We start from the raw sequence: 21,525 nt of genomic DNA, 5'->3' as shown, positions 1-21,525 counted from the left end.
GACCGGGACGACCGGCGGGCCCGCCGCCGGGCCGGGAAGGATCCGCCATGGCAGTCCCCGACACCGCCGCCGGCACACCGGCGGCGACCCGCACCCGCTCCCCCGTCCGCCCGTCCCGCCGTCGACCGCGCGGACGGGGCGCGGCCTACTGGCTCTACCTGCTCCCCGGGGCGGCGCTGTTCGTCCCGGTCATCGGCGTGCCCCTGGTCGGCACCGGGTACCTGTCGCTGACCCGGTGGTCGGGCGTCGGCGACCCCACCTTCGTCGGGTTGGACAACTACCGGCGGCTGCTGGACGACGAGGTGTTCTGGGCGTCGTTCCGCAACACGGTGGCGATGATCGTGGCGATGGTGGTGGTGCCGACGCTGCTCGGGCTGCTGCTCGCCGCGGTGCTCTTCGACGTCATCGGGCGGCGGTTCCGGCCGCGGACGGCGGCGGCCCTGCGGGCGGCGTTCTACCTGCCACAGGTGCTGCCGGTGGTGGTGGCCGGCATCGTCTGGGGCTGGATCCTGCGCCCCGACGGCGCGTTCAACAGCGTGCTCGACGCGGTCGGTCTCGGGGCGCTGCGCCACGACTGGCTGGGCGACCCGGACACCGCGCTGCCGGCGGTGATGGCGGTGATGATCTGGGTGCAGATCGGCTACCCGGTGGTGGTGTTCATGGCGGCGTTGCAGCGGGTCGACCCGGAGCTGTACGAGGCGGCCGAGGTCGACGGGGCGGGCTGGCGGCACCGGTTCCGGGCGATCACCGTGCCGCAGATCCGGCCGGAGACCTTCGTGGTGGCCCTGACCTGCACCATCGCCGCCCTGAAGGTGTTCGGACCGATCTTCGCGCTGACCCGGGGCGGCCCGGAGAACGCCACCAGCGTGCCGTCCTACTTCGCCTACTACACGTTCTTCAAGAAGCTCCAGGTCGGGTACGGTTCCGCGATCTCCACCGTGCTCACGGTGATCATCGTGGTGGTGGCCGTGGTCTTCATCGGGGTGCAGGCCCGCAGTGAGCGCCGGGACCGGGGGGTCTGAGATGGCTGTCATGATCGCCAAGGTCCCGGTCCGCCGCCGGCGGGTGCGCGACCGGCACCACCGGGGCGTCAGCCGCTGGCTGGTGCTCGCCGGGGTCACCATGGGCGCGCTCGTCATGCTGGTGCCGTTCGCGTTCATGCTGCTCAACGCGTTCAAGTCGCCGGGCGACTACTCGTCGGGCGGCCCGCTGAGCTGGCCGACGGAGTTCTACACCACGGGCCTGCGGACGTACTGGTCCACGGTGAACTTCCCGCTCAAGCTGTGGAACTCGACGCTCATCGCCGGGTCGGTGGCGGTGCTCGGCGTCGTCGTGTCACTGCTCAACGCGTACGCCCTGGGGATCGGCCGGGTCCGCGGCCGGTTGTGGATCGTCGGGCTGTTCCTGCTGGCCAACATGCTGCCGCAGGAGGCGTTGGTCTACCCGCTGTACTACGTCGCCAAGGAGGTCGGTCTCTACAACACCCGACTGTCGGTGATCATCATCTTCACCGTCATCCAGAGCGCCTTCGGCACCTACCTGCTCGCCTCGGTGCTCGGCACGTTCCCCCGGGCGCTGCTGGAGGCCGCGGCGCTCGACGGCGCCGGGAAATGGACGGTGCTGTGGCGGGTGGTCTTCCCCAACCTGCGACCCACCCTCGCCGTCCTGCTGATCTTCTTCTTCATCTGGACCTGGAACGAGTTCCTCATCCCGCTGGTCATGCTGATCGACAACCAGACCCAGACCGTCCCGGTGGCCCTCGCGTCGTTGCAGGGTGACCGGCTGATGGACGCCCCGACGACCAACGCCGGCGCACTGATCAGCCTGGTGCCGGCCATCCTGTTCTTCCTCATCTTCCAGCGCACCCTGGCGCGCGGCATCACGGCAGGAGCCGAGAAGTGAAGTTCACCGACGGGTACTGGCAACTGCGTCCGGGGGTCAGCGTACTGCGCCCCGGCACTGTCGAATCGGTCGAGCCGGACGACCGCGGCTTCACCGTCTTCGCCCCGGCCGGTCGGATCAACGGCCGCGGCGACACCCTCAACCGGCCGGTGGTCACGGTCCGCTTCTTCTCCCCCGCCCCCGGCGTGGTCGGGGTGACCATCGGCCACCACAGCGGCGGGCTGCCCCGCGAACCCCGCTTCGGGCTGCGCACCGACGACACGCACCCGGTCACCGTCGACATCACCGGGATCAGCGCGTCGCTGACCACCGGTGAGCTGACCGTCCGGGTCGCGCTGGTCGACGACTGGCGGGTCGAGTTCCGGCACGGCGACCGGGTGGTCACCGCCTCCACCGCCCGCAGCATCGGGATCGTCACCGACGGCGAGGGCCGCCGGTACGTGCACGAGCGGCTGGCGCTCGGCGTCGGCGAGACGGTGTACGGGTTGGGCGAGCGGTTCGGCCCGTTCGTGAAGAACGGTCAGACGGTCGACGTCTGGAACGCCGACGGCGGCACCGCCAGCGAGCAGGCGTACAAGAACGTGCCGTTCTATCTGAGCAGCGCCGGCTACGGGGTGTTCGTGGACCACCCGGAGCACGTGTCGTTCGAGGTCGGCTCGGAGGTCGTCGCGCAGACCCAGTTCAGTGTGGAGGGTCAGTCGCTCACCTACCACGTCGTCGACGGGCCCACCCCGAAGGACGTGCTGCGCCGCTACACGGCGCTGACCGGCCGGCCGGCCCGGGTGCCCGCCTGGTCGTACGGGCTGTGGCTGTCCACGTCGTTCACCACGTCGTACGACGAGAAGACGGTGACCGAGTTCGTCGAGGGGATGGCCGAGCGGGGCCTGCCGCTGTCGGTGTTCCACTTCGACTGCTTCTGGATGCGCCAGTTCCACTGGGTCGACTTCGTCTGGGATCCGGCCACCTTCCCCGACCCGGAGGGGATGCTGCGCCGGCTGCACGAGCGGGGCCTCAAGGTGTGCGTGTGGATCAACCCGTACATCGCGCAGCGCTCCTACCTGTTCGAGGAGGGCCGCCAGGCCGGCTACCTGGTGCGTAACCCGGACGGGTCGGTGTGGCAGTGGGACAAGTGGCAGGCCGGCATGGCGCTGGTCGACTTCACCAACCCGGACGCGGCGGCCTGGTTCGCCGACAAGCTCCGGGCGCTGCTGGACATGGGCGTCGACTGTTTCAAGACCGACTTCGGCGAGCGCATCCCGACCGACGTGGTGTGGCACGACGGGTCGGACCCGCAGCGCATGCACAACTACTACTCCTACCTCTACAACAGGACGGTCTTCGCGCTGCTGGAGGCCGAGCGGGGCGAGGGCGAGGCGGTGGTGTTCGCCCGCTCGGCCACCACCGGCGGCCAGCAGTTCCCGGTGCACTGGGGCGGCGACTGCGAGTCGACGTTCGTCGCGATGGCCGAGTCGCTGCGCGGCGGGTTGTCGCTGGCGTCGTCCGGCTTCGGCTACTGGAGTCACGACATCGGCGGGTTCGAGGGCACCCCCGACCCGGCGGTGTTCAAGCGGTGGATCGCGTTCGGCCTGCTCTCCTCACACTCGCGGCTGCACGGCTCCGGCTCGTACCGGGTGCCGTGGGCCTACGACGAGCAGGCCGTGGACGTGCTGCGGCACTTCACCCGGCTCAAGCTCAGGCTCATGCCGTACCTGGCGGCGACGGCCGAGGAGGCGCACCGGGACGGGATCCCGATGATGCGTCCGATGATCGTGGAGTTCCCGGACGACCCGGCGGTGGCGCATCTCGACCGGCAGTACATGCTCGGCCCCGACGTGCTGGTCGCGCCGGTGCTCAGCGCCGACGGGCAGGTCACCTTCTACGTGCCGGCCGGCACCTGGACCCACCTGGTCACCGGCGCGCAGCTCACCGGCCCGGCGTGGGTGACCGAGAAGCACGGGTACGACAGCCTGCCGGTGCTCGCCCGGCCCGGCGCGGTCATCGGGTTCGGGGCGCGCTCGGACCGGCCCGACTACGACTGGGCCGACGGGGTGGAGCTGCGGCTCTACGCCCCGGTGGAGGGGCAGCGGCAGCGGGTGGGTATCCCGGCTCCCGAGGGGGGGCCGGGCACGCAGTTCGAGGTGGGCTTCCGCGCCGGGGTGGCGACCGCCGAGCTGGTGACGGGCCGGTCGTCGGCGTACCGCTGCGTGGTGGTCGGCCCGGGGACACCGGCGGGTTGATCCCGGGCCGACCCGCACGTCGTCGGAGATCCCGGCTGGTCAGTAGACGAACGGCCAGCCGGCGCCGTCGTACCCGAGGAGGTTGATGCCGAGCAGCGAGGTCCCGTTGTCGGCGTAGTAGTGGTAGGTGAGCACCTCGGCGTCGGTGTCGGTGAACACCGCCTGGTGACCGGGGCCGTGGATGCCGCCGTGCCCGGCGAGCACCTGGGTGCCACCGCCCGCGGTCATCGGCACACCGTTGCGGTCGACGTACGGCCCGGTGACCGAGGTCGACCTGCCCACCATCACCCGGTAGGTGCTCGCGGCGCCCTGGCAGCAGCGGTCGAACGACACCCACAGGTAGTAGTAGTTGCCGTGCCGGGCGATCACCGGGGCCTCGATGGCGCCCCCGTTGCGGCCCGCGATGCTGCGCAGGGTGGTGTCGGAGCGCTTGCCGGTGGCCGGGTTCAGCGCCACCATCTTGATGCCGGACCAGAACGAGCCGAAGCTGAGCCACCATCTGCCGGCGGCGTCGACCACCAGGTTCGGGTCGATGGCGTTGAAGGTGTCCGACGTCCGGGACTCGATGACCAGACCCTGGTCGGTCCAGCTGCCGGAGGCCCCGGTGGTGCTGGTGGCCAGGAAGATCGCCGACCGGTTCGAGCCGAACGTCGAGGCGGAGTAGTACAGCCAGTACCGGCCGTCGCGGTAGGACAGGTCCGGTGCCCACAGGTTGCGGCTGCCACCGGTGTACGGCGTGGTCCAGGGCGCGCCGTTGGGGAACACCGTCCCCGCGTTGCGGAACGCGATCCGGTCGGCGGAGGTCTTGAGGGCGATGTTGTCGCCGGTGTGCGCCACCAGGTAGCCGCCGCCGGGGCGGACCACGATCGTCGGATCGTGCACGCCGACGTCCCCGGTGACCCGGCCCGGGTTCGGGTAGGCGGCCGGCGGGGTGGTGGGCGTCGCCGCCGCCCGGGGCGCGGCGGTTCGGGCGGCGGCCGACGACGATCGCGTCGCCGCGACCCCGCCGGTGGTCAGCACGACGACGGCCAGCGACAGCGCCGCCAGCCGGCGGAGGGTGGATGTCTCCGGTACGGGAGAGGTTGTCACGACAGCTCCTCGGGACGGGTGCCGGGTTGGACCGGTGGTGGCTCGGTCGTGCGGCCGGCCGGCGCCCGCAGCGCCGGCCGGCCGCACGATTCCTCAGAGGTACGGGTCCTGGGTCAGCAGGTGGGCCTTGTAGCCCTCGCCGACGCCGGGCTCCGGGGTGCCGGCCCAGTCCTTGATGAGCACCGCGCCGCCGGTGCAGCCCCACGGGCTCCAGGTCCAGGCGAGGTAGCCCAGGTGGTGGGTGTCGGCCCAGGCCACCAGTCGCCGCATGTAGTCGAAGCCGCAGTCGTCCTGGCCGAACTCGCCGATCACCACCGGCACCTGCTCCGCCACCGGGGCGATCTGGCTGTCCCAGCAGGACTCGCTGGCGCAGGCGTTGAAGCTGTAGGCGTGCCACGACGCGGCCAGGTTGTCCAGCGGGTCGTTCGGCCGGTAGGTCAGCCACTCCCGCATGTCGTTGGCCCACTCCAGGCCGCCGATCATGAGCAGGTTGGTGGCGCCGGTCGCCCGGACCGCGTCGACGAGGTCCTGCATGCCGGCCACCTCGTAGGGCAGGCCGGCGCAGGTGCCGCCGTCGCGGAGGCACTGCCAGCCCAGGGTCTTGTTCCACTCCGCCGGCATGTCCGGGTACGGCTCGTTGAACAGGTCGAAGACGACCGCGTCGTTGCCCTTGAAGGTGTTGGCGACACCGGTCCAGAACTGCGGGGCGTAGCGCGCGTCCGGCATCGGCTTCTGGCAGGTGGCGTGCTCGTCCTTGCAGTGCCACTCCGGGCTGTCGGGGTAGCCGCCCCAGGTCCAGTGCAGGTCGAGGATCACGTTGATCCCGTTGGCGACGAGCAGGTTCACGTAGTCCTTGACGCCCTGTTGGTAGGCGGCGCCGCCGGGCGAACCGTTGAGACCGAGCCAGCACTCCTCGTTCAGCGGCAGGCGTACGGCATGGATGTTCCAGGTCTTCATCGCGTCGACGGAGGCCTGGTCGACGGGGCCGGAGTCCCACAGGCCCTTGCCCTGCACGCAGGCGAACTCCGCGCCGGACCGGCTCACCCCCAGCAGCCGGTAGGCGTCACCGTCCGCGGTGAGGATCCGGTTGCCGGAGACGTGCAGCTCCGGTGCCGGACCGGTGGTCGGCGGTGGAGTGGTGGGTGGCGGCGTGGTCGGCGGTGGGGTGGTCGGCGGTGGGGTGGTCGGCGGTGGAGTGGTGGGTGGCGGCGTGGTCGGTGGCGGGGTCACCGGCCCGTTGCAGGTGGTCCCGTTCAGCGCGAACGACGTGGGGACCGGGTTTGTCCCGCTCCACGAGCCGTTGAACCCGATCGAGGTCGCGGCGCCGGTGCCCAACGCGGCGTTCCAGCTCATGCTGGCGGCCGACACCCGGGTGCCGGTCTGCGTCCAGGTGGCCCCCCAGCCGTGGCTGACCTGCTGGTCGGGCTCGGGGAAGTCGAAGGTCAACGTCCAGTTCGGCAGCGGGTCACCGAGGTTGGTGACGGCGACGTTGCCGGTGAACCCGCCCGGCCACTGGCTCTGCACGGTGTAGGTGACCGAGCAGCCGGCGGCGGCCGCCGCGGCGGGGAGGCCGGCCGTCACCACGCCACCCAGCATCAGCACGCCGGTGACGCTGGCGGCGAGCAGGGCACGACGATGTTTCATGTGATCTCCTGGAATAGTGAGAGATCGATGGGAGCGCTGGGGGACATCCTTAGTTAGATTCGTTACGAAAGTCAATACGCTGCGGCGGCATCCTCCCGTCGCGGTCGTGATCGACAGACGCACGCGGTCGTCGGCGGTGAACACCCGGTCGTCGGCGGTGAAGTAGCCTGGCTGCGGGGCGAACATCGAGGGGGAACCGTGGCGAGCAGCCCGATCTGGGCCAGCCGACCGAGGACCCGGGGCCTGGTGCTGGACGTCATCAGGGCGGCGCGCAGCATCAGCCGGGTCGAGCTCGCGGCGGCGACGGGCCTGACCGGCGCGACGATCTCCGCGGTCGTCCGGGAGCTGATGGACGACGGCCTGGTCGTCGAGGCCGGCCGGGGCGGGCCGACGGGCGGCAAGCCCCGCACCATGGTGCAGCTCAATCCGCTGGCCCGCTACGGCGTCGGGGTGCAGATCGAGCGCAACACCTGCGTGATCGTGGTGGTCGACCTGGCGGGCCGGCAGGTCGCCCGGACGTCGTTCCAGGGTGTCGCGACGATGCCGCCGCGGCAGGCGCTGCCACTGGTGGCTTCGCAGGTGGACACACTGCTGGACACGGCGGCCGTGCGCCGCGACCGGGTGCTGGGGGTCGGCCTGGTCAGCTACGGCCCGCAGGACCGGCGCGCGGGTGTGCTGCTGACCCCGCAGCCGACGCGGGAGTGGCTGGACTACCCGGTCGCCCGGCTGCTGGCGGAGGCCCTCGGGCTGCCGGTCCTGCTCGAGAACGACGCGGCGGCGGCGGCGATCGGCGAGTACTGGATGGGCGCGGTGGAGCCGAGCAGCACCTACGGCTGCATCTACATGGCCACCGGGATCGGCGGCGGGGTCGTGGTCGCGGGTGAGGTGTACCGGGGCAGCTCCTCCAACAGCGTGGAGATCGGCCACATCTCGATGGACCTCGACGGCGACGAGTGCCCCTGCGGCAACGTGGGCTGCCTGGAGAACTACGCGGGTCCGTCGGCGATGGTCCGGCAGGCCCTGGCGACCCCGGGACTCGCCCGGCGGCTGGCCCTGGATCCGGCCGCCGCCGACTTCCTCACCGAGTTCGCCCGGATCGCGGCCGCGGCCGACGCCGGGGACGCCGCCGCCCGGGGCATCGTCGAGCGGTCGGCCCGCTATCTCGGCGGCGCGGCCGTCACCATGGCCTGCCTGTTCGACGTCGACACGATCGTCCTGGCCGGACCGAGCTTCGCGGTGGCCGGCTCGATCTACCAGACGCTGATCCAGCGGGAGGTGGACCGGCGGATGTTCGCGCGGCGGGCGCACCCGGTGCGGATCGTGCCCTCGGTCAACGGGTCGGACGCGGCGGCGATCGGCGGGGCGGTCCTCGTCCTGCAGAGCGAACTGACCCTCGGCCAGCCCCGCCCGGACGACGGAGCCCGGTCGACGCCGCTCGGCGCGGCCGGTCTCCACCGAGGCTCCTACCAGGACGGACGCGCCGGGGCAGCGGCCGTCCCGACCGGCTCGTTGACTTAGTTAGGTTGCCTGCGTAAGGATTCTCCGCAGTTCCGACCCGGTCGCGGACGACGGAGAGGACCCCATGACACGCTCGACCCTGCACGAGGGCTGGCGCCTGCGCGCCGTCGGCGGCCCGGTGCCGGACACCCTCGCCGGTCGGGACGTCCCCGCCCAGGTGCCCGGCAGCACCCACCTCGACCTGCTGGCCGCCGGCCTCATCGCCGACCCCTACCTGGACCGCAACGAGGCGGACCTGACCTGGATGCACCGCGTCGACTGGCGGTACACGACGGAGTTCCAGGCCGCCGGTCCCGCAGCCGGTGAACGGGTGGAGCTGGTCTTCGACGGCATCGACACGGTCGGCGCCGTCGCGGTGAACGGCCACCTGCTCGGCGAGACCGCCAACATGCACCGCGGCTACCGGTTCGACGTCCGCGAGGCGCTGCGGGAGGGCCGCAACGAGCTGACCGTGACGCTGGGATCCGCACTCGCCCACGCCGAGCGGGCGGAGGCCCGGCTCGGCTGGCGGCAGCGCGCCTACCCGCACCCGTACAACGCGATCCGCAAGATGGCCTGCTCCTTCGGCTGGGACTGGGGGCCGGACCTGCAGACCGCTGGCATCTGGAAGCCGGTGCGGCTGGTCCGCTGGGACACCGCCCGGCTGACCCGGGTGCACCCGCTGGTCACCGTCGACGCCGACGGGACCGGCCGCGTCGAGGTGCACCTCACGGTGGACCGCGCCACGGACCGCGACTACGCCGCGGTGGTGACCGTCGGCGACCACACGGAACGGACGCCCGTCCCGGGCGACACCGCCCGGCTCACCGTCCTGGTGCCGGACGCCCGGCTGTGGTGGCCGGTCGGCTACGGCGGGCAGCCGCGCTACGAGCTGACCGTCACGCTCCTGGCCGACGGCGAGCCGGTGGACGTCGACCGGCGGCGGATCGGCTTCCGCACCATCGCCGTGGACACCCGGCCGGACGAGACCGGCACGCCGTTCACCTTCGTCGTCAACGGCACCCGGGTCTTCGCCAAGGGCGCCAACTGGATTCCCGACGACCACCTGCTCACCCGGGTCACCCCCGCACGGCTCGCCCGCCGGATCGACCAGGCCGTCGGGGCCAACATGAACATGCTGCGGGTCTGGGGCGGCGGCATCTACGAGACCGACGACTTCTACGACGCCTGCGACGAGCGGGGCGTGCTGGTGTGGCAGGACTTCCCGTTCTCCTGCGCCTTCTACGCCGAGGAGGAGCCGCTGCGCGGCGAGGTCGAGGCCGAGGCCCGGGAGAACGTCACCCGGCTGGTCGCCCGCCCCTCGCTGGTGCTGTGGAACGGCAACAACGAGAACCTGCCCGCCTACACCGACTGGGCAGGCTGGCGGGAGAGCCTCGACGGGCGCAGCTGGGGGCTCGGCTACTACACCGGGCTGCTGCCCGACCTCCTCGCCACCCTGGACCCCACCCGCCCGTACGCGCCCGGCAGCCCCTACAGCCCCGGCGACCTGCCGCCCAACGACGCGCAGCACGGCACCCGCCACGAGTGGGACGTCTGGAACATGCTCGACTACACCCACTACCGCGACGAGATCCCCCGGTTCTGCGCGGAGTTCGGCTTCCAGGGGCCACCCACCTGGGCGACCCTCACCCGGTGGATCCGCGACCGGCCGATGACCCCCAGCGCGCCCGCGTTCCTGCTGCACCAGAAGGCCCACGACGGCAACGGCAAGCTGGACCGCGGCCTCGCGCCCCACCTGCCCGTCCCGGACGACTTCGAGCAGTGGCACTGGGCGACGCAGCTCAACCAGGCGCGGGCGGTGGCGTTCGGCGTCGAGCACTTCCGTTCCTGGTGGCCCCGCACGGCCGGGGCGCTCGTCTGGCAGCTCAACGACTGCTGGCCGGTCACCTCGTGGGCCGCCGTGGACAGCGACGAACGGCCCAAGCCGCTCTACTACGCGCTCCGGCACGCGTTCGCGCCCCGGCTGCTGACCGTGCAGCCCCGCGAGGGGAGACCCACCCTGGTCGCGGTCAACGATCACGACCAGCCGTGGACGGGCACGGTCCACGGCACCCGGCAGAGCCTCACCGGTGACATCCTGGCGGCCTCCACCCTGCCGCTCGCGGTCGCGCCCCGGTCCGTCGCCCTGCTCGACCTGACCGACGACCTGCTCACCCCGGCCGATCCGGGCAGCGAGGTGCTGGTCGCCGCCGTCGGGGGCGTCCGCGTCGTGCACCAGTTCGTCGAGGACCGCGACCTCGCCTACCACCCGACGCCCTGCACCGCCGAGGTCACGCCGGTGACCGGCGGCTACCGGGTCGACGTGCGGGCCACGTCGTACGTCCGGGACCTCGCTCTGCTCGTCGACAAGGTGGCCCCCGACGCGGTCGTCGACGACATGCTCGTCTCGCTGCTCGCGGGCGAGACCCACACCTTCACGGTGGCCACCACGGCGACCCTGGCCGACCCGGCCGCGCTGCGGCGGCCCCGGGTGCTGCGTTCGGCCAACGCGGCGGCGCGGGCCTTGTAGCCACCCGACCGGCCACCGTGACGACGCCCCTCCCCACCGGCCACCGCGGGCACCTCTCTCCGACCGGCCACCGTCACGACGGCGGCCCTCGCCGACCGGTCACGGTGCCGGTCAGCCGTACTCCGGTCGGCGGTCGGCGGCCGGCGGTGGGTCGAGCAGCCCCGACCGCAGCGCGCGGGCGAGGGTGGGCGCGAGCGGCAGCCGGGGCAGCAGGGTGGCCTGGAGCGCGTGGTAGATGTCGGGTTTGCCGGGCCACACGGTCGTCGCGGGCACGTTCTGCGGGTCGAGCTCGTGCCACCACGAGCCGCCCGTACGGTCGAGCAGATGGCGTTCGGCGTAGTCCCACCAGGCGGCGTAGCTGTCGGCGTACCGCCGCTCGCCGGTGCGCCGGTGCAGCGCGGCGGCGGCGGCGATCGCCTCGGCCACCACCCAGTGCATCCGCTGGCGCACCACCGGCGTGCCGTCCCAGTCGGTGGTGTAGACGAAGCCCGCCGCGCCGTCGGCGGCCCAGCCGTCGGCGACGGCCCGGTCGAACAGCCGCACCGCCGCCGCGACGAGGGCAGCGTCGGCACCCACCGCGGCCTCGACGGTCAGCAGCAGCCGGGACCACTCCATAGCGTGCCCGGGGGTGGCGCCGTAGGGCCGGAAGGGGTCGTCCGGCCGGCTGCGGTGGAAGTCGAGGTCGGGCGTCCAGTCCGGCCCGAAGTGCTCCGGCAGCCGACCGTCGTGGGCGGCGGCCAGGTCGACGACGAACCGGGCCGCCCGCGCGGCCCGGTCCCGCCAGGCGGCCGCTCCCCCGCCGACGGCGGTCCCGGCCGGGTCGTCGAGCACCTCGACGGCGTCGGCGACGGCCAGCATCGCCTCGACCGAGTGCATCGTGGCGTTGAGGCCGCGGTAGTCGTCGGGCCGGGTGAAGTCGGCGTCCCAGGTGTCCAGCGGTCGGCCCGCCGCGTCGTCCCAGAACCGGGTGAGGTGGACCTCGGCGGCGTCGGTGAGCAGGCCGGTGCCGCCCGGTCGGCCGGCGAGCGCCGCGGACGACGCCGCGAGCAGCACGAAGGCGTGGTCGTAACAGGACTTGCCGGCGGCGCGGTCGGGCGTGCCGTCCGGTCCGAGCGCGTGGAACCACCCACCGTGTGCGGTGTCGCGCAACCGGCCGGTCAGCGCCGCCAGTGCGGCGTCGGCGACGGGGGCGCTGCCGGGCACGCCGAGCAGCACACCGAGCGAGTACGCGTGGGTGGTGCGGGCGGTGATCCAGGTGAGCACCCCGTGCCCGGGATCCGGCACACCGGCGGTGTCCAGGTAGGCGGCACCGCCGTCGGGCAGCGCGGATCGGGCGCCGAAGGCGAGCAGCCGGCGGCACTCGGCGTCCAGCCACACGTGGTGGGCGGGCAGGCCGAGCCGCGGCGCGGGCCGGGCCGGGTCGGCGGTCACGCCCCGGCCCGCTCCCACCGGCGGGTGCGGTGGTCGTAGCAGACGCTGTCGTCGATCGCCTCGCGGTCGACCCGCGCCGCCGCCGTGACCCGTCCCGGGCGGTCGGGATCCGGTGCCGAACTCGCCAGCAGCCTGGTGTAGTCGTGGTGCGGCTCGAGGATCACCGCGTCGGACGGCCCACGCTCCACGACGCGGCCCCGGTGGAGGACGAGGATCTCGTCCGAGAAGTGCCGGGCGGTGGCCAGGTCGTGGGTGATGTACAGGACGGCGAGCCGGTCCTCGCGTTGCAGGCGGCCCATCAGGTTGAGCACCCCGAGACGGATCGAGACGTCCAGCATGGACACCGGTTCGTCGGCGATGAGCACCTGCGCCCCCGGCGCCAGCGCGCGGGCGATCGCGACCCGCTGCCGCTGGCCGCCGGAGAGCTCGTGCGGGCGACGCGACGCGACGCTCTCGGCCGGGGTGAGGTTGACCCGTTCGAGCATCTCCAGCACCCGCTGGCGGGTCTCGGCGGCGGTCCGGGTGCGCCGGTGGATCCGCAGCGGGCGGGCGATGTGGTGCGCGACGGAGTGGAAGGGGTTGAGGGAGGCGAACGGGTCCTGGAAGACCATCTGCACGTGCCGCCGGTAGAGCGACCCGTGCACCGGGGTGCCGTCGTCGAGGCGTACCTCGACCCGGCCGGAGGTGGGTCTCTCCATCCGGGTGAGGATCCGGGCGATGGTGGACTTCCCCGAACCCGACTCTCCGACCAGGGCGACGGTGCGGCCGGGGACCAGGTCGAAGCTGACGTGGTCGACGGCGCGCAGCCGGGTGCGGCGCAGGCCGGTGCGGAGGCCGTAGTCCTTGACGAGGTCGGTCACGTGGACGAGGGTCATGCCCGCTCCCCGGTGGTGCCGTCGGCCGGCGCGGTGGTCTCGTCGACCCCGGACCGGATGAACGCGCCGCGCGCCCCGGACAGGCTCGGGAACGAACCGAGGAGCCGGCGGGTGTACGGATGCCGCGCGTGGCGGTGGAGCTGGTCGGCCGCGCCGAGTTCGACGATCTCGCCCGCCAGCATGACGGCGATCCGGTCGCTGATCTCCAGTAGCAGCGGCAGGTCGTGGGTGATGAAGACGACGGCGAAGTCCAGTTCGTCGCGGAGCCGCACGATCTCGCCCAGGATCTCGCGTTGGACGACGACGTCCAGGGCCGTGGTGGGCTCGTCCATGATCATGACCTGCGGTTCGAGCAGCATCGCCATCGCGATCATGACCCGTTGGCGCATCCCCCCGGAGAGTTCGTGCGCGAAGGAGCCCAGTCGCCGGGGGTCCACCCCGACCCGTCGCAGCACCTCCTCGGACCGCTCGCGCACCCGCGCCCGGGACAGGCCGGGGCGGTGGGCCAGCAGGGTGTCCCGCAGCTGCGCCCGCACGGTCGTGACCGGGTTGAGGGCGTTCATCGCCCCCTGGAACACCATGGAGAGCTTCTCCCACCGGAACGCGCGCAGCTCGACGTCGGTCAGCGCGAGCACGTCGAGGTCCCCGCCGGCCCGGTCGTGGAACGTCACCCGGCCGGACGCGATGCGGGCCGGCGGTCGGTGCAGCCGGTTGATCGCGTACGCCAGGGTGGTCTTGCCGCACCCGGACTCGCCGGCCAGCCCGAGGATCTCCGCCCGGTGCAGCGTCAGGCCCGCGTTGCGGACGGCCGTGACCGGGGGGTCCGCCTCGTAGACGACGGTGAGGTCCTCGACCGTGAGGACGGCGGCCCGCGACCCGGCGGCGCGGTCGGGCTGGAGCGTGGTGGTCATCGCGCGGGCACCTCCGGCGTCGGGCGGGCGGAGCCGGCGCCCGGGGCGTCGGTCCCGGGGCGGGGCGTTCGCCGCCGGCTGCGGGCGTCCTGCCGCGCCCGTCTGCGGTATCGGCGCTGGTTGCGCAGCCGGGGGTTGATGATCTCGTCGATCGAGAAGTTCACCAGCGACAGGCCCGTGCCGAAGAGCGCGATGACCAGGCCCGGCGGCACGAACCACCACCACGCGCCGAGCGACAGCGCGTAGCCGTTCTGGGCGTAGAACAGCATCGTGCCCAGGGTGGCCGAGTTCGAGGCGCCGAGGCCGATGAAGGCCAGACCGGCCTCGCCGAGGATCGCGGCGATGACCGCGAACACGAACTGGGACGCGATGACCGGCAGGAGGTTCGGCAGGATCTCCACCACGATGACCCGCCAGGGCCGCTCGCCGGCGACCTTCGACGCGGCCACGTAGTCGCGGTTGCGCACCGACAGCGTCTGCGCCCGCAGCACCCGTGCCGACGCGGCCCAGCTCGTCAGGGCGAGCACCACGACGATGGTCCACACGCCGCGGCTCTCGCGCGGCACGAAGCCCGAGATCACGATGACCAGCGGCAGGCCGGGGATCACCAGGAAGACGTTCGACAGCAGGGAGAACGCCTCGTCGACGAGCCCGCCCCGGTAGGCGCCGTAGATGCCGAAGAACGCCGACAGGGCGGTGGCGAGGACGCCGACGAGGACGCCGATCCGCAACGAGCCACGGGTGGCGTACGCGAGTTGCGCGAGCACGTCCTGCCCGGTCTGGGTGGTACCGAGCAGGAACTGCGCGGACGGCGGCGTGAGCCCCTGGTCCCGGATCTGTTTCGGGTCGCCCACGACGTGGACGGCGAGGAGCCCGAAGAGGGTGATCCCGACGACCAGCACGAGGCCGACGGCCAGCCAGGGCGTCATCGAGGGCAGCAGCATGCGCCAGCCCGCGCGGGCGGGGCGGCCGGTCGGGCCGGTGGCCTTCTCGGCGGCGTCGGCCACCGTCGGGGTGCTGGCCGGGGTGAGGTTCGTCATCGTGGTGTCCCCCGTCAGTGCCGGACCCGGGTGCGCGGGTCGATCAGGCCGTAGAGCAGGTCGACGATCAGGTTCGCGCCGAGCACGGCGAGCGTGATGAAGAGGAAGACCCCCTGCATGAGCGCGTAGTCGTTGTTGGTCACGGCGCCGAGCAGCCGCCCGCCGATCCCGGGATAGGAGAAGACCTGCTCCGTGATGACCGAGCCGGAGACCACGAAGCCGAGGGAGATGGCGAACCCGGCCACCGAGGGGAGGACGGCGTTGCGCGCCGCGTAGGAGCGGCGGATCGTCCTCGGCGACAGGCCCTTGGCCTCCGCCGTCAGCACGTAGTCCTCGGACAGGGTGGAGACCATCATGTTGCGCATGCCGAGCAGCCAACCGCCGATCGAGGCCAGCACGATGGTCAGCGCGGGCAGGGTGGCGTATTGGACCGCCGAGAGGAGGAACTCCGTGTTCCAGCCGGGGGTGAGCGCGACGTCGTAGCCGCCCTGCAGCGGCAACCAGCCGAGCACCCGGGCCAGCAGGTAGCTGAGGAGCAGGGCGAGCCAGAAGTACGGGATGGCGGCGAGCAGCGTGGTGGCCGGGACCAGCGAGTCGAGCCAGGTGCCGGGTCGCCACCCCACGATCGCGCCGAGCAGCACCCCGAGCAGCGCGGCGATGAGGGTGGCGACCCCGACCAGCACCACGGTCCAGGGCAGCGACGCCAGGATCACGTCGGAGACCCGGGCCGGGTAGTAGCTCACCGACACCCCGAGGTCCCCACGGGCGAGGTTCCCCAGGTAGTCCAGATACTGGTTCCACAGTGGTCGGTCGTCGTCGCCCCCGAGGAGGAGCGCGTACGCCTCGCGCGTCTCCGGGCTGACCGTGCCGCCCCGCTGCTGGAGCTTGGCCAGCAGGATGTCGACGGGGTCGCCGGGCAGCAGGCGCGGGATGGCGAAGTTGAGGGTCAGGGCGGCCCAGAGGGCCACCGCGTAGAAGCCCAGCTTGCGAAGGAGGTAACTCACGACGGCGCTCTTTCCTCGGGGGCGGCTGGGGTGGTCAGCTCTGCGGCTTGAGCCGCTTGAAGACCTCCGCGGCGTCGAGCGCCGACCACACCGCCGGGAAGGCGTACAGGTCCTGGTCGGAGGGCCAGCCGCTGAACTTCCCGGTGTTCCACACGCTCGTCGTGCCGGCGGTCAGGACCGGGACGTACGGCATGTCCCGCACGATCGCCCGTTGGACGGTGTCGAAGTACGGCTGCCGGGCGGCCCGGTCGTCGAGCGGGAGCGCGGCCAGGTCGTCGAGCGCCGCGTCGACCTCCGGGTTGGCGTAGCGGGAGTAGTTGTTGCCGGCCGACTTGCCCACCCTGGCGCCGGTGCCGGAGTCGAAGAAGTAGGTGTAGAGGTAGAACGGGTCCGGCGCGGGGCCCTGCCCCAGCGAGTCGATGACCAGCTGGAACCTCCCGGACCCCTTCTTCTCCGTCCACTCGTTCCAGGAGGACTGGGCCGCCTGCAGCTCGATCCCGGCGGCCTTGGCCTGCGAGGCCATCGTGTCGATCGCGGTGATGTAGTCGGTCCACCCGGTGACCACCTCGACGGTCAGGGACAGCCGCTGGCCGCCCTTGGCGTAGATGCCGTCGGAGCCCTTGGCCCAGCCGGCCCGCTCCAGGAGCTGCGCGCTCTGCTGCGGCTCGGCGGTCATCGGAGCCACCTTCTCCGTGAGGCCCGCGGCGGCGAAGCCGTCCTGGCCGGGGGTGAGCGTGAAGGCCGGGGAGATCGCGCTGGCGGTGTCCTGGAACGCCAGCTTGTTGAGCTGGGTCCGGTTGAGGGCGGAGTAGAGGGCGTGCCGGACGGCGGGGTCGGTCTGCGGCCCCGTGCACCCCATCTGCACGCTGGAGCAGGTGGCGAGCACCATCTGGTTCTGCCACTGGGTGTAGGCGTCGTACCGGGGGAAGTTCTTCCTGGTGTTCTTGAGGTCGGGAATCGGCCCGGTGAACCAGTCGACGGTGCCGGCCGCGATGCCGTCGGCGCCGGCCTGGTTGCCGGACAGCGCGACGAAGCGGATCTTCTTGACCTTCGGTTCGCCGCCCCAGTACTTCGGGTTCGCCGTATAGGTGAAGGCCTGCGGCTTGAACTCGCCGACCAGGTAGGCGCCGGTGCCGACGGGCTTCTCTACCACGTCCTGGGTGGGGCTGACGGTCCGCCACAGGTGCTCGGGGACGATCGGCACGGCACCGAGCAGGTCGGGGCCCTTGACGAAGGCCGGCGCCGTGAAGGTGAAGGTGACGTGGGTGTCGTCCGTCGCGGCGGCGGTGCCGTCGAAGCCGATGTTGTTGATCGCCGCGTTCTTCTTCAGCAGGCCGAAGGTGAACACGACGTCCTTCGCGGTGAAGGGCTGGCCGTCGCTCCACGTCACCCCGTCGCGCAGGGTCACCGACAGGACGGTGCCGTCGGCGTTCCAGGACTGCTGCGTGCCGAGCAGCGGCACGAGGTCGGACACCTTGGCCTTGTTGACGAAGAACAGGGTCTCGTAGGTGGTGCCGAGGCCGCCGATGCGCGACGGCGAGAACGGGTTGAAGTTGACCTGGTAGTCGCCCGACTGACCCGTGTAGGCCACGAGCGTGGCCGCCGAGCCGGCGGACGAGGTCCCGCCGGAGCAGCCGGTCAGCACGAGGCCGAGCGCAGCTGCGCCGGCGAGTGCCGCGGCGCGGCGCGACATGCCGGTGAGAAGAGACATCGTGGTCCTTTCACGAGCGGGGGCGATGCTCGCCCGCCATGGCCCAGGAAGGGCCAGCGATGTATTCTTAAGCGACTAAATTTACTCAGTCAATGCGTCCACTCAATTGATCTCGATAAATTTCTTTGGGTGGGTCACCGTACCGCCGCCACCCGGTCCGACCGCACCGCGCCGACCCCCGTTCGTCAGCCCCGCCGGGCCGGGCGACGGCACCGTCGCCGGCCCTTGCATGATCTGGTCCATCGGCTAGACATATGAGCGGGAGCGCTCCGCCCGGCTCCCGGACCGATCTAGGAGGGCTCGCGGCATGCTCCACGACGGCGACGGCCGCGTCACCACGGCCGGGCGGATGCTCGATCTCCTGCGCACCCGCGGCACGCTCAGCCGGGTCGAACTCGCCGAGCTCTCCGGCCGCACACAGGCCAGGATCACCCACGTGGTCCGCCGCCTGATCGACGGGGGCCTCGTCCGCGAGGTGGGTCGTGAGCAGCAGAGCCGGGGCCAGCCCCGGCGGCTGCTGGAGCTGGAGGCGGACGCCTGGTACGCCGTCGGGGTCCAGTTCGACCGCACCACGACGACGATCGTCGTGATCGACTTCGCCGGCCGGCGGATCGCGACCGCCGGCTTCCGGGGCACCGGGACCAGCGGACCGGACGCGGCCGTCGCCACCCTCGCCGGCCACGTCGACGACCTGGTGCACCGCACGGGTGTGCCACGCGAGCGGGTGCTCGGCGTCGGCCTGGTCACCCACGGCCCCCAGGACCGGGAACGCGGCATGCTCCTCATGGCCCATCCCACGCCCGACTGGCTCCAGTACCCCCTGACGTCGAGCCTGTCCAGCAGGCTCGGCCTACCCGTCCTGCTGGAGAACGACGCGACGGCGGCGGCCACCGGCGAGCAGTGGTCCGGCACCGTGCCGACCGACACGTTCGGGCTCATCTACCTCGGCTCCGGCCTGGGCGGCAGCGTCGTGGCGGACGGCAACGCCTACCGTGGTCGCGCCTCGAACGCCGTCGAGATAGGGCACGTGGGGCTGATGGGCGCCAGCGCCGCCTGCGTCTGCGGCAACCACGGCTGCGCCGAGGCGGAGGCGGGTCCGCGTACGGTCGTCGCGCAGGTGCTCGCCCGCCCCGACCTCGCCGGGCACCTCGGCATCACGGCCCACGAGGAGGACACCCTCGCCGACTTCGGGCGCGTGGTGCGCGCGTGGCAGGCCGGCGACCCGGACGCGACGGCGATCCTCCAACGGTCCGCCCACTGGATCGGCCGCGCCGCGGTGACCATGGTCAATCTCTTCGATCTCGACACCGTCGTGCTGGCCGGACCCGCCCTGGTCGACGCCGGCCCGCTCTACCAGCGGTTCATCGAGACGGAGCTGACCCGGCACGCGCTCAGCCGGGCACTCAGCCGGCCCCGGGTCCTGTTGTCCGCCAACGTGGACACCGCCGCCGCCGTCGGTGGCGCCCTCCACGTCCTGCGCACCGTCACCGTGGAGCACATCAACAGCACGCCCGCCTGAACCGCCGTCAGCGCCCCTCGTCCGGTCGATGCCGGCGCGCCTCGCCCGGTCGGTGCCGGCGCGCCTCGCCCGGTCGGTGCCGGCGCGCCAGGAGATAGCCGACACCGGCGGTCAGCGCCACGGCGGCCACCGCCGCGGACGGGCCGACCAGCGGCCGGGACCGCTCGCGGGAGCCCATCGCGACGCCGGAGGAGCGGGCGGCCAGCAACGACCAGGCGGACCGCCACGACAGTGTCGATCCGACCGACAGCGCGGAGCCGATGGACAGGATCGACCCGGCGGAGCCGACGCTGCCGACCGAGGCGATCGAACCGACGCTGCCGATGGACAACACCGAACCCCGCGATCCGATCGACAACAGCGAGTCGGTGGACCACAACGACAGCCGTGACGAGCCGGTAGAGGTCATGGGCTGATTATGCGGTACCCCCGGCGCGCGCGTCGGTCATCGCGGCGTCGGCGGTGTCCGGCCCGCCGGGCCCGGTGGCCGGGGTCCGGCCCGAACGGATCAACGGACCGGCCAGCGCGGTGGTGACCAGGGCCATCAGCACCAGCATCGTGAACATCTGCCCGTCGAGCACGCCCAGCTGCAGGCCGACGCTCAGCACCACCAGCTCGGTCAGACCTCGCGTGTTGACGAGGATGCCCAGGATCCCGGCGTCGCGCCAGGACATGCCGAGCGACACGGCCGGCACGATCGCGCCGGTCAGCTTCCCCACACAGGCGACCAGGACGATCGCGGCCAACTCCAGGAGGTTCGCCGAGGTCAGTCCGCCGATGTCGACACCGAGGCCGGTGACGATGAAGAACACCGGGAGCAGCACCATGCTCACGTGCTCCAACGGCCGGCACACCTGCTCCCGTAGCTCCGCCGCCGGTTCGCGGGGCATCACCAGGCCGACACAGAACGCGCCGAAGATGGCGTGCAACCCGATCCAGGTGGTCGCGTAGGACGCCAGGAACACCGTCGCCACCACGGTGACCAGCAGGTACGTCGTGGCCCAGCGTCGGGTCATGACGACCAGGAGCGGGCGTACGACGACCCGCAGCACCGTCAGGAAGACGCCCAACAGCAGCAGCATGCGGACCAGGTCCAGCGGTCCGCTCGCGGTGACGATCGCGGTCACCACCGCCAGCAGGCACCAGGCCAGCACGTCGTCGATCGCCGCACTGACCAGGGCGATGCTGCCCACCCGCGTGCCGGTGAGGCCCCGCTCGGCCAGGATGCGCGCCAGGACCGGGAAGGCGGTGATCGACATGGCGACGCCGAGGAAGAGCGCGAACTCCGTGAAGCCGACCCGCTCGACGCCGACCGTGTCGTGGCGGTGGTACAGCAGCGTCGCCAGCGCCACCCCCAGGCCGAACGACACCACGATCGAGCCGATCGACACGGCCGCCGCGGTGCCTCGGTGGCTCCGCAGCCGGGCCGGGTCGAACTCCCAACCGATCAGGAACATGAACAGCGCCAGGCCGACCTGGGCGACGGTGGACAGGAACGGCCGCGCCTCGGCCGGGAAGAGCCACGCCGTCGGGTTGCCGGGCAGCAGCCCGAGCAGGCTCGGCCCGAGCGCGACACCCGCGAGGACCTCCCCGATCACCGCCGGCTGACGTAGCCGCCCCACCCATCGCCCGACCAGGGTGCCGACCGCCAGCACCAGCGCGATGTCGAGCAGCACCGTCGCGGTCAACAGCTCGGCGTGGTTCGCCGGGGAGTCCATCGACGCCTCAGCCCTTCGGCTGGGGGACGTCAGGACCGATGGCCCCGCTGCAGGCCCGGATCGTGCGTCGGAGCATCGTTCCTCCTCGGTTCGTCGTGCTGCGGTGACGGGCTGCCCCCACGTGCCCGGCCGGAGGACGCGAACCGGGGATTCCGTGGACCGGCTCCGAAGGTCCGTCGCTACTCCGCGACGCGGGTACGCCTGATCCACCGGAACAGGACCGGACCGTCCACCGACGGTTCCCCGTCGACCCTCCCGAAGTGCTCGTAGCCGCCGTAATGGCAGATCTTGACGGTGTCGGTGAGGCTGGCGACCCGCTGACGGCGGACCTCGACGGGCAACGATGCTGGGCCACCCTCGAGAACGATGTCGACGGTGCCCGTCGTGCTGGCGGCAGGACTGTCCATGACTGACCTC

At 72.2% G+C, this 21,525-nt stretch carries 17 protein-coding genes; 6 read left to right on the top strand and 11 right to left on the bottom strand.

Annotated features, from left to right (window positions below; translation table 11 throughout):
- Positions 1-47: 47 nt before the first annotated feature.
- Genes O7625_RS18785 through yicI form a run of 3 tightly spaced genes read left to right on the top strand, consistent with a single transcriptional unit; the run spans position 48 to position 4,139 of the window.
- Positions 48-1,022 carry a sugar ABC transporter permease gene (locus tag O7625_RS18785; RefSeq protein WP_282340250.1) on the top strand — a complete coding sequence of 325 codons (975 nt, stop codon included), beginning with the start codon at positions 48-50 and terminating at the stop codon, positions 1,020-1,022.
- Positions 1,023-1,032: 10 nt separating this feature from the next.
- Positions 1,033-1,902: a carbohydrate ABC transporter permease gene (locus O7625_RS18780; protein ID WP_282340248.1), complete on the top strand. Its 870-nt coding sequence runs from the start codon at positions 1,033-1,035 to the stop codon at positions 1,900-1,902.
- Positions 1,899-4,139: an alpha-xylosidase gene (yicI, locus tag O7625_RS18775; protein WP_282340246.1), complete on the top strand. Its 2,241-nt coding sequence runs from the start codon at positions 1,899-1,901 to the stop codon at positions 4,137-4,139. Before O7625_RS18780 ends, yicI begins: the two co-directional genes overlap by 4 nt.
- A 39-nt stretch (positions 4,140-4,178) precedes the next feature.
- On the opposite strand, the gene O7625_RS18770 is transcribed toward yicI, so the two are convergent.
- Positions 4,179-5,228: an arabinan endo-1,5-alpha-L-arabinosidase gene (locus O7625_RS18770; RefSeq protein ID WP_282340244.1), complete on the bottom strand. Its 1,050-nt coding sequence runs from the start codon at positions 5,226-5,228 to the stop codon at positions 4,179-4,181.
- Between the two features lie 93 nt (positions 5,229-5,321).
- Entirely contained in the window at positions 5,322-6,872 is a 1,551-nt protein-coding gene (locus O7625_RS18765) for a cellulase family glycosylhydrolase (protein WP_282340242.1), read from the bottom strand.
- Between the two features lie 198 nt (positions 6,873-7,070).
- On the opposite strand from O7625_RS18765, the gene O7625_RS18760 reads away from it, so the two are divergent.
- Positions 7,071-8,390 (top strand): ROK family transcriptional regulator, encoded by a 1,320-nt coding sequence (locus tag O7625_RS18760; protein WP_282340240.1) that lies wholly within the window; start codon positions 7,071-7,073, stop codon positions 8,388-8,390.
- A 64-nt stretch (positions 8,391-8,454) separates the two neighbouring features.
- A complete protein-coding gene (locus O7625_RS18755; RefSeq protein WP_282340238.1) occupies positions 8,455-10,899 on the top strand; it encodes a sugar-binding domain-containing protein in 2,445 nt (814 codons plus the stop codon).
- A 111-nt stretch (positions 10,900-11,010) separates the two neighbouring features.
- Here O7625_RS18755 and O7625_RS18750 read toward each other — a convergent pair whose 3' ends face one another.
- The 6 genes from O7625_RS18750 to O7625_RS18725 are packed head-to-tail and all read right to left on the bottom strand — an operon-like array spanning position 11,011 to position 17,871.
- A complete protein-coding gene (locus tag O7625_RS18750) occupies positions 11,011-12,330 on the bottom strand; it encodes an AGE family epimerase/isomerase (protein ID WP_282340237.1) in 1,320 nt (439 codons plus the stop codon).
- Positions 12,327-13,205: an ATP-binding cassette domain-containing protein gene (locus O7625_RS18745; RefSeq protein WP_282340236.1), complete on the bottom strand. Its 879-nt coding sequence runs from the start codon at positions 13,203-13,205 to the stop codon at positions 12,327-12,329. Before O7625_RS18745 ends, O7625_RS18750 begins: the two co-directional genes overlap by 4 nt.
- Positions 13,202-14,116 (bottom strand): ABC transporter ATP-binding protein, encoded by a 915-nt coding sequence (locus O7625_RS18740; protein ID WP_282340234.1) that lies wholly within the window; start codon positions 14,114-14,116, stop codon positions 13,202-13,204. The genes O7625_RS18745 and O7625_RS18740 overlap by 4 nt, the downstream gene beginning before the upstream one ends.
- Positions 14,113-15,156 (bottom strand): ABC transporter permease, encoded by a 1,044-nt coding sequence (locus O7625_RS18735; RefSeq protein WP_282340232.1) that lies wholly within the window; start codon positions 15,154-15,156, stop codon positions 14,113-14,115. The genes O7625_RS18740 and O7625_RS18735 overlap by 4 nt, the downstream gene beginning before the upstream one ends.
- Positions 15,157-15,170: 14 nt before the next feature.
- The gene (locus tag O7625_RS18730) at positions 15,171-16,160 is read right to left on the bottom strand and encodes an ABC transporter permease (RefSeq protein WP_282340230.1); all 990 of its coding nucleotides are present in this window, start codon (positions 16,158-16,160) and stop codon (positions 15,171-15,173) included.
- Positions 16,161-16,194: 34 nt separating this feature from the next.
- Entirely contained in the window at positions 16,195-17,871 is a 1,677-nt protein-coding gene (locus tag O7625_RS18725; protein ID WP_067302302.1) for an ABC transporter substrate-binding protein, read from the bottom strand.
- 307 nt (positions 17,872-18,178) lie between these two features.
- Between O7625_RS18725 and O7625_RS18720 the strand changes: the two genes are divergently transcribed.
- Positions 18,179-19,390 carry an ROK family transcriptional regulator gene (locus O7625_RS18720; RefSeq protein WP_282340225.1) on the top strand — a complete coding sequence of 404 codons (1,212 nt, stop codon included), beginning with the start codon at positions 18,179-18,181 and terminating at the stop codon, positions 19,388-19,390.
- A gap of 7 nt (positions 19,391-19,397) precedes the next feature.
- Here O7625_RS18720 and O7625_RS18715 read toward each other — a convergent pair whose 3' ends face one another.
- The 3 genes from O7625_RS18715 to O7625_RS18705 form a co-directional block, all read right to left on the bottom strand.
- Positions 19,398-19,799, bottom strand: coding sequence for a hypothetical protein (locus O7625_RS18715; RefSeq protein WP_282340224.1), 402 nt, complete (start codon positions 19,797-19,799; stop codon positions 19,398-19,400).
- Between the two features lie 7 nt (positions 19,800-19,806).
- On the bottom strand, positions 19,807-21,108 hold the full coding sequence (locus tag O7625_RS18710; RefSeq protein WP_282340223.1) for a cation:proton antiporter: 1,302 nt from the start codon (positions 21,106-21,108) through the stop codon (positions 19,807-19,809).
- A 179-nt stretch (positions 21,109-21,287) separates the two neighbouring features.
- Positions 21,288-21,515: a DUF5988 family protein gene (locus O7625_RS18705; RefSeq protein WP_067302289.1), complete on the bottom strand. Its 228-nt coding sequence runs from the start codon at positions 21,513-21,515 to the stop codon at positions 21,288-21,290.
- Positions 21,516-21,525: the final 10 nt, after the last annotated feature.

The organism is Micromonospora sp. WMMD714, from assembly GCF_029581315.1.
Classification (GTDB): domain Bacteria; phylum Actinomycetota; class Actinomycetes; order Mycobacteriales; family Micromonosporaceae; genus Micromonospora; species Micromonospora rifamycinica.
The sequence above is the reverse complement of the archived record's forward strand: the minus strand, read 5'-3'. Positions and strand labels throughout refer to the sequence as shown.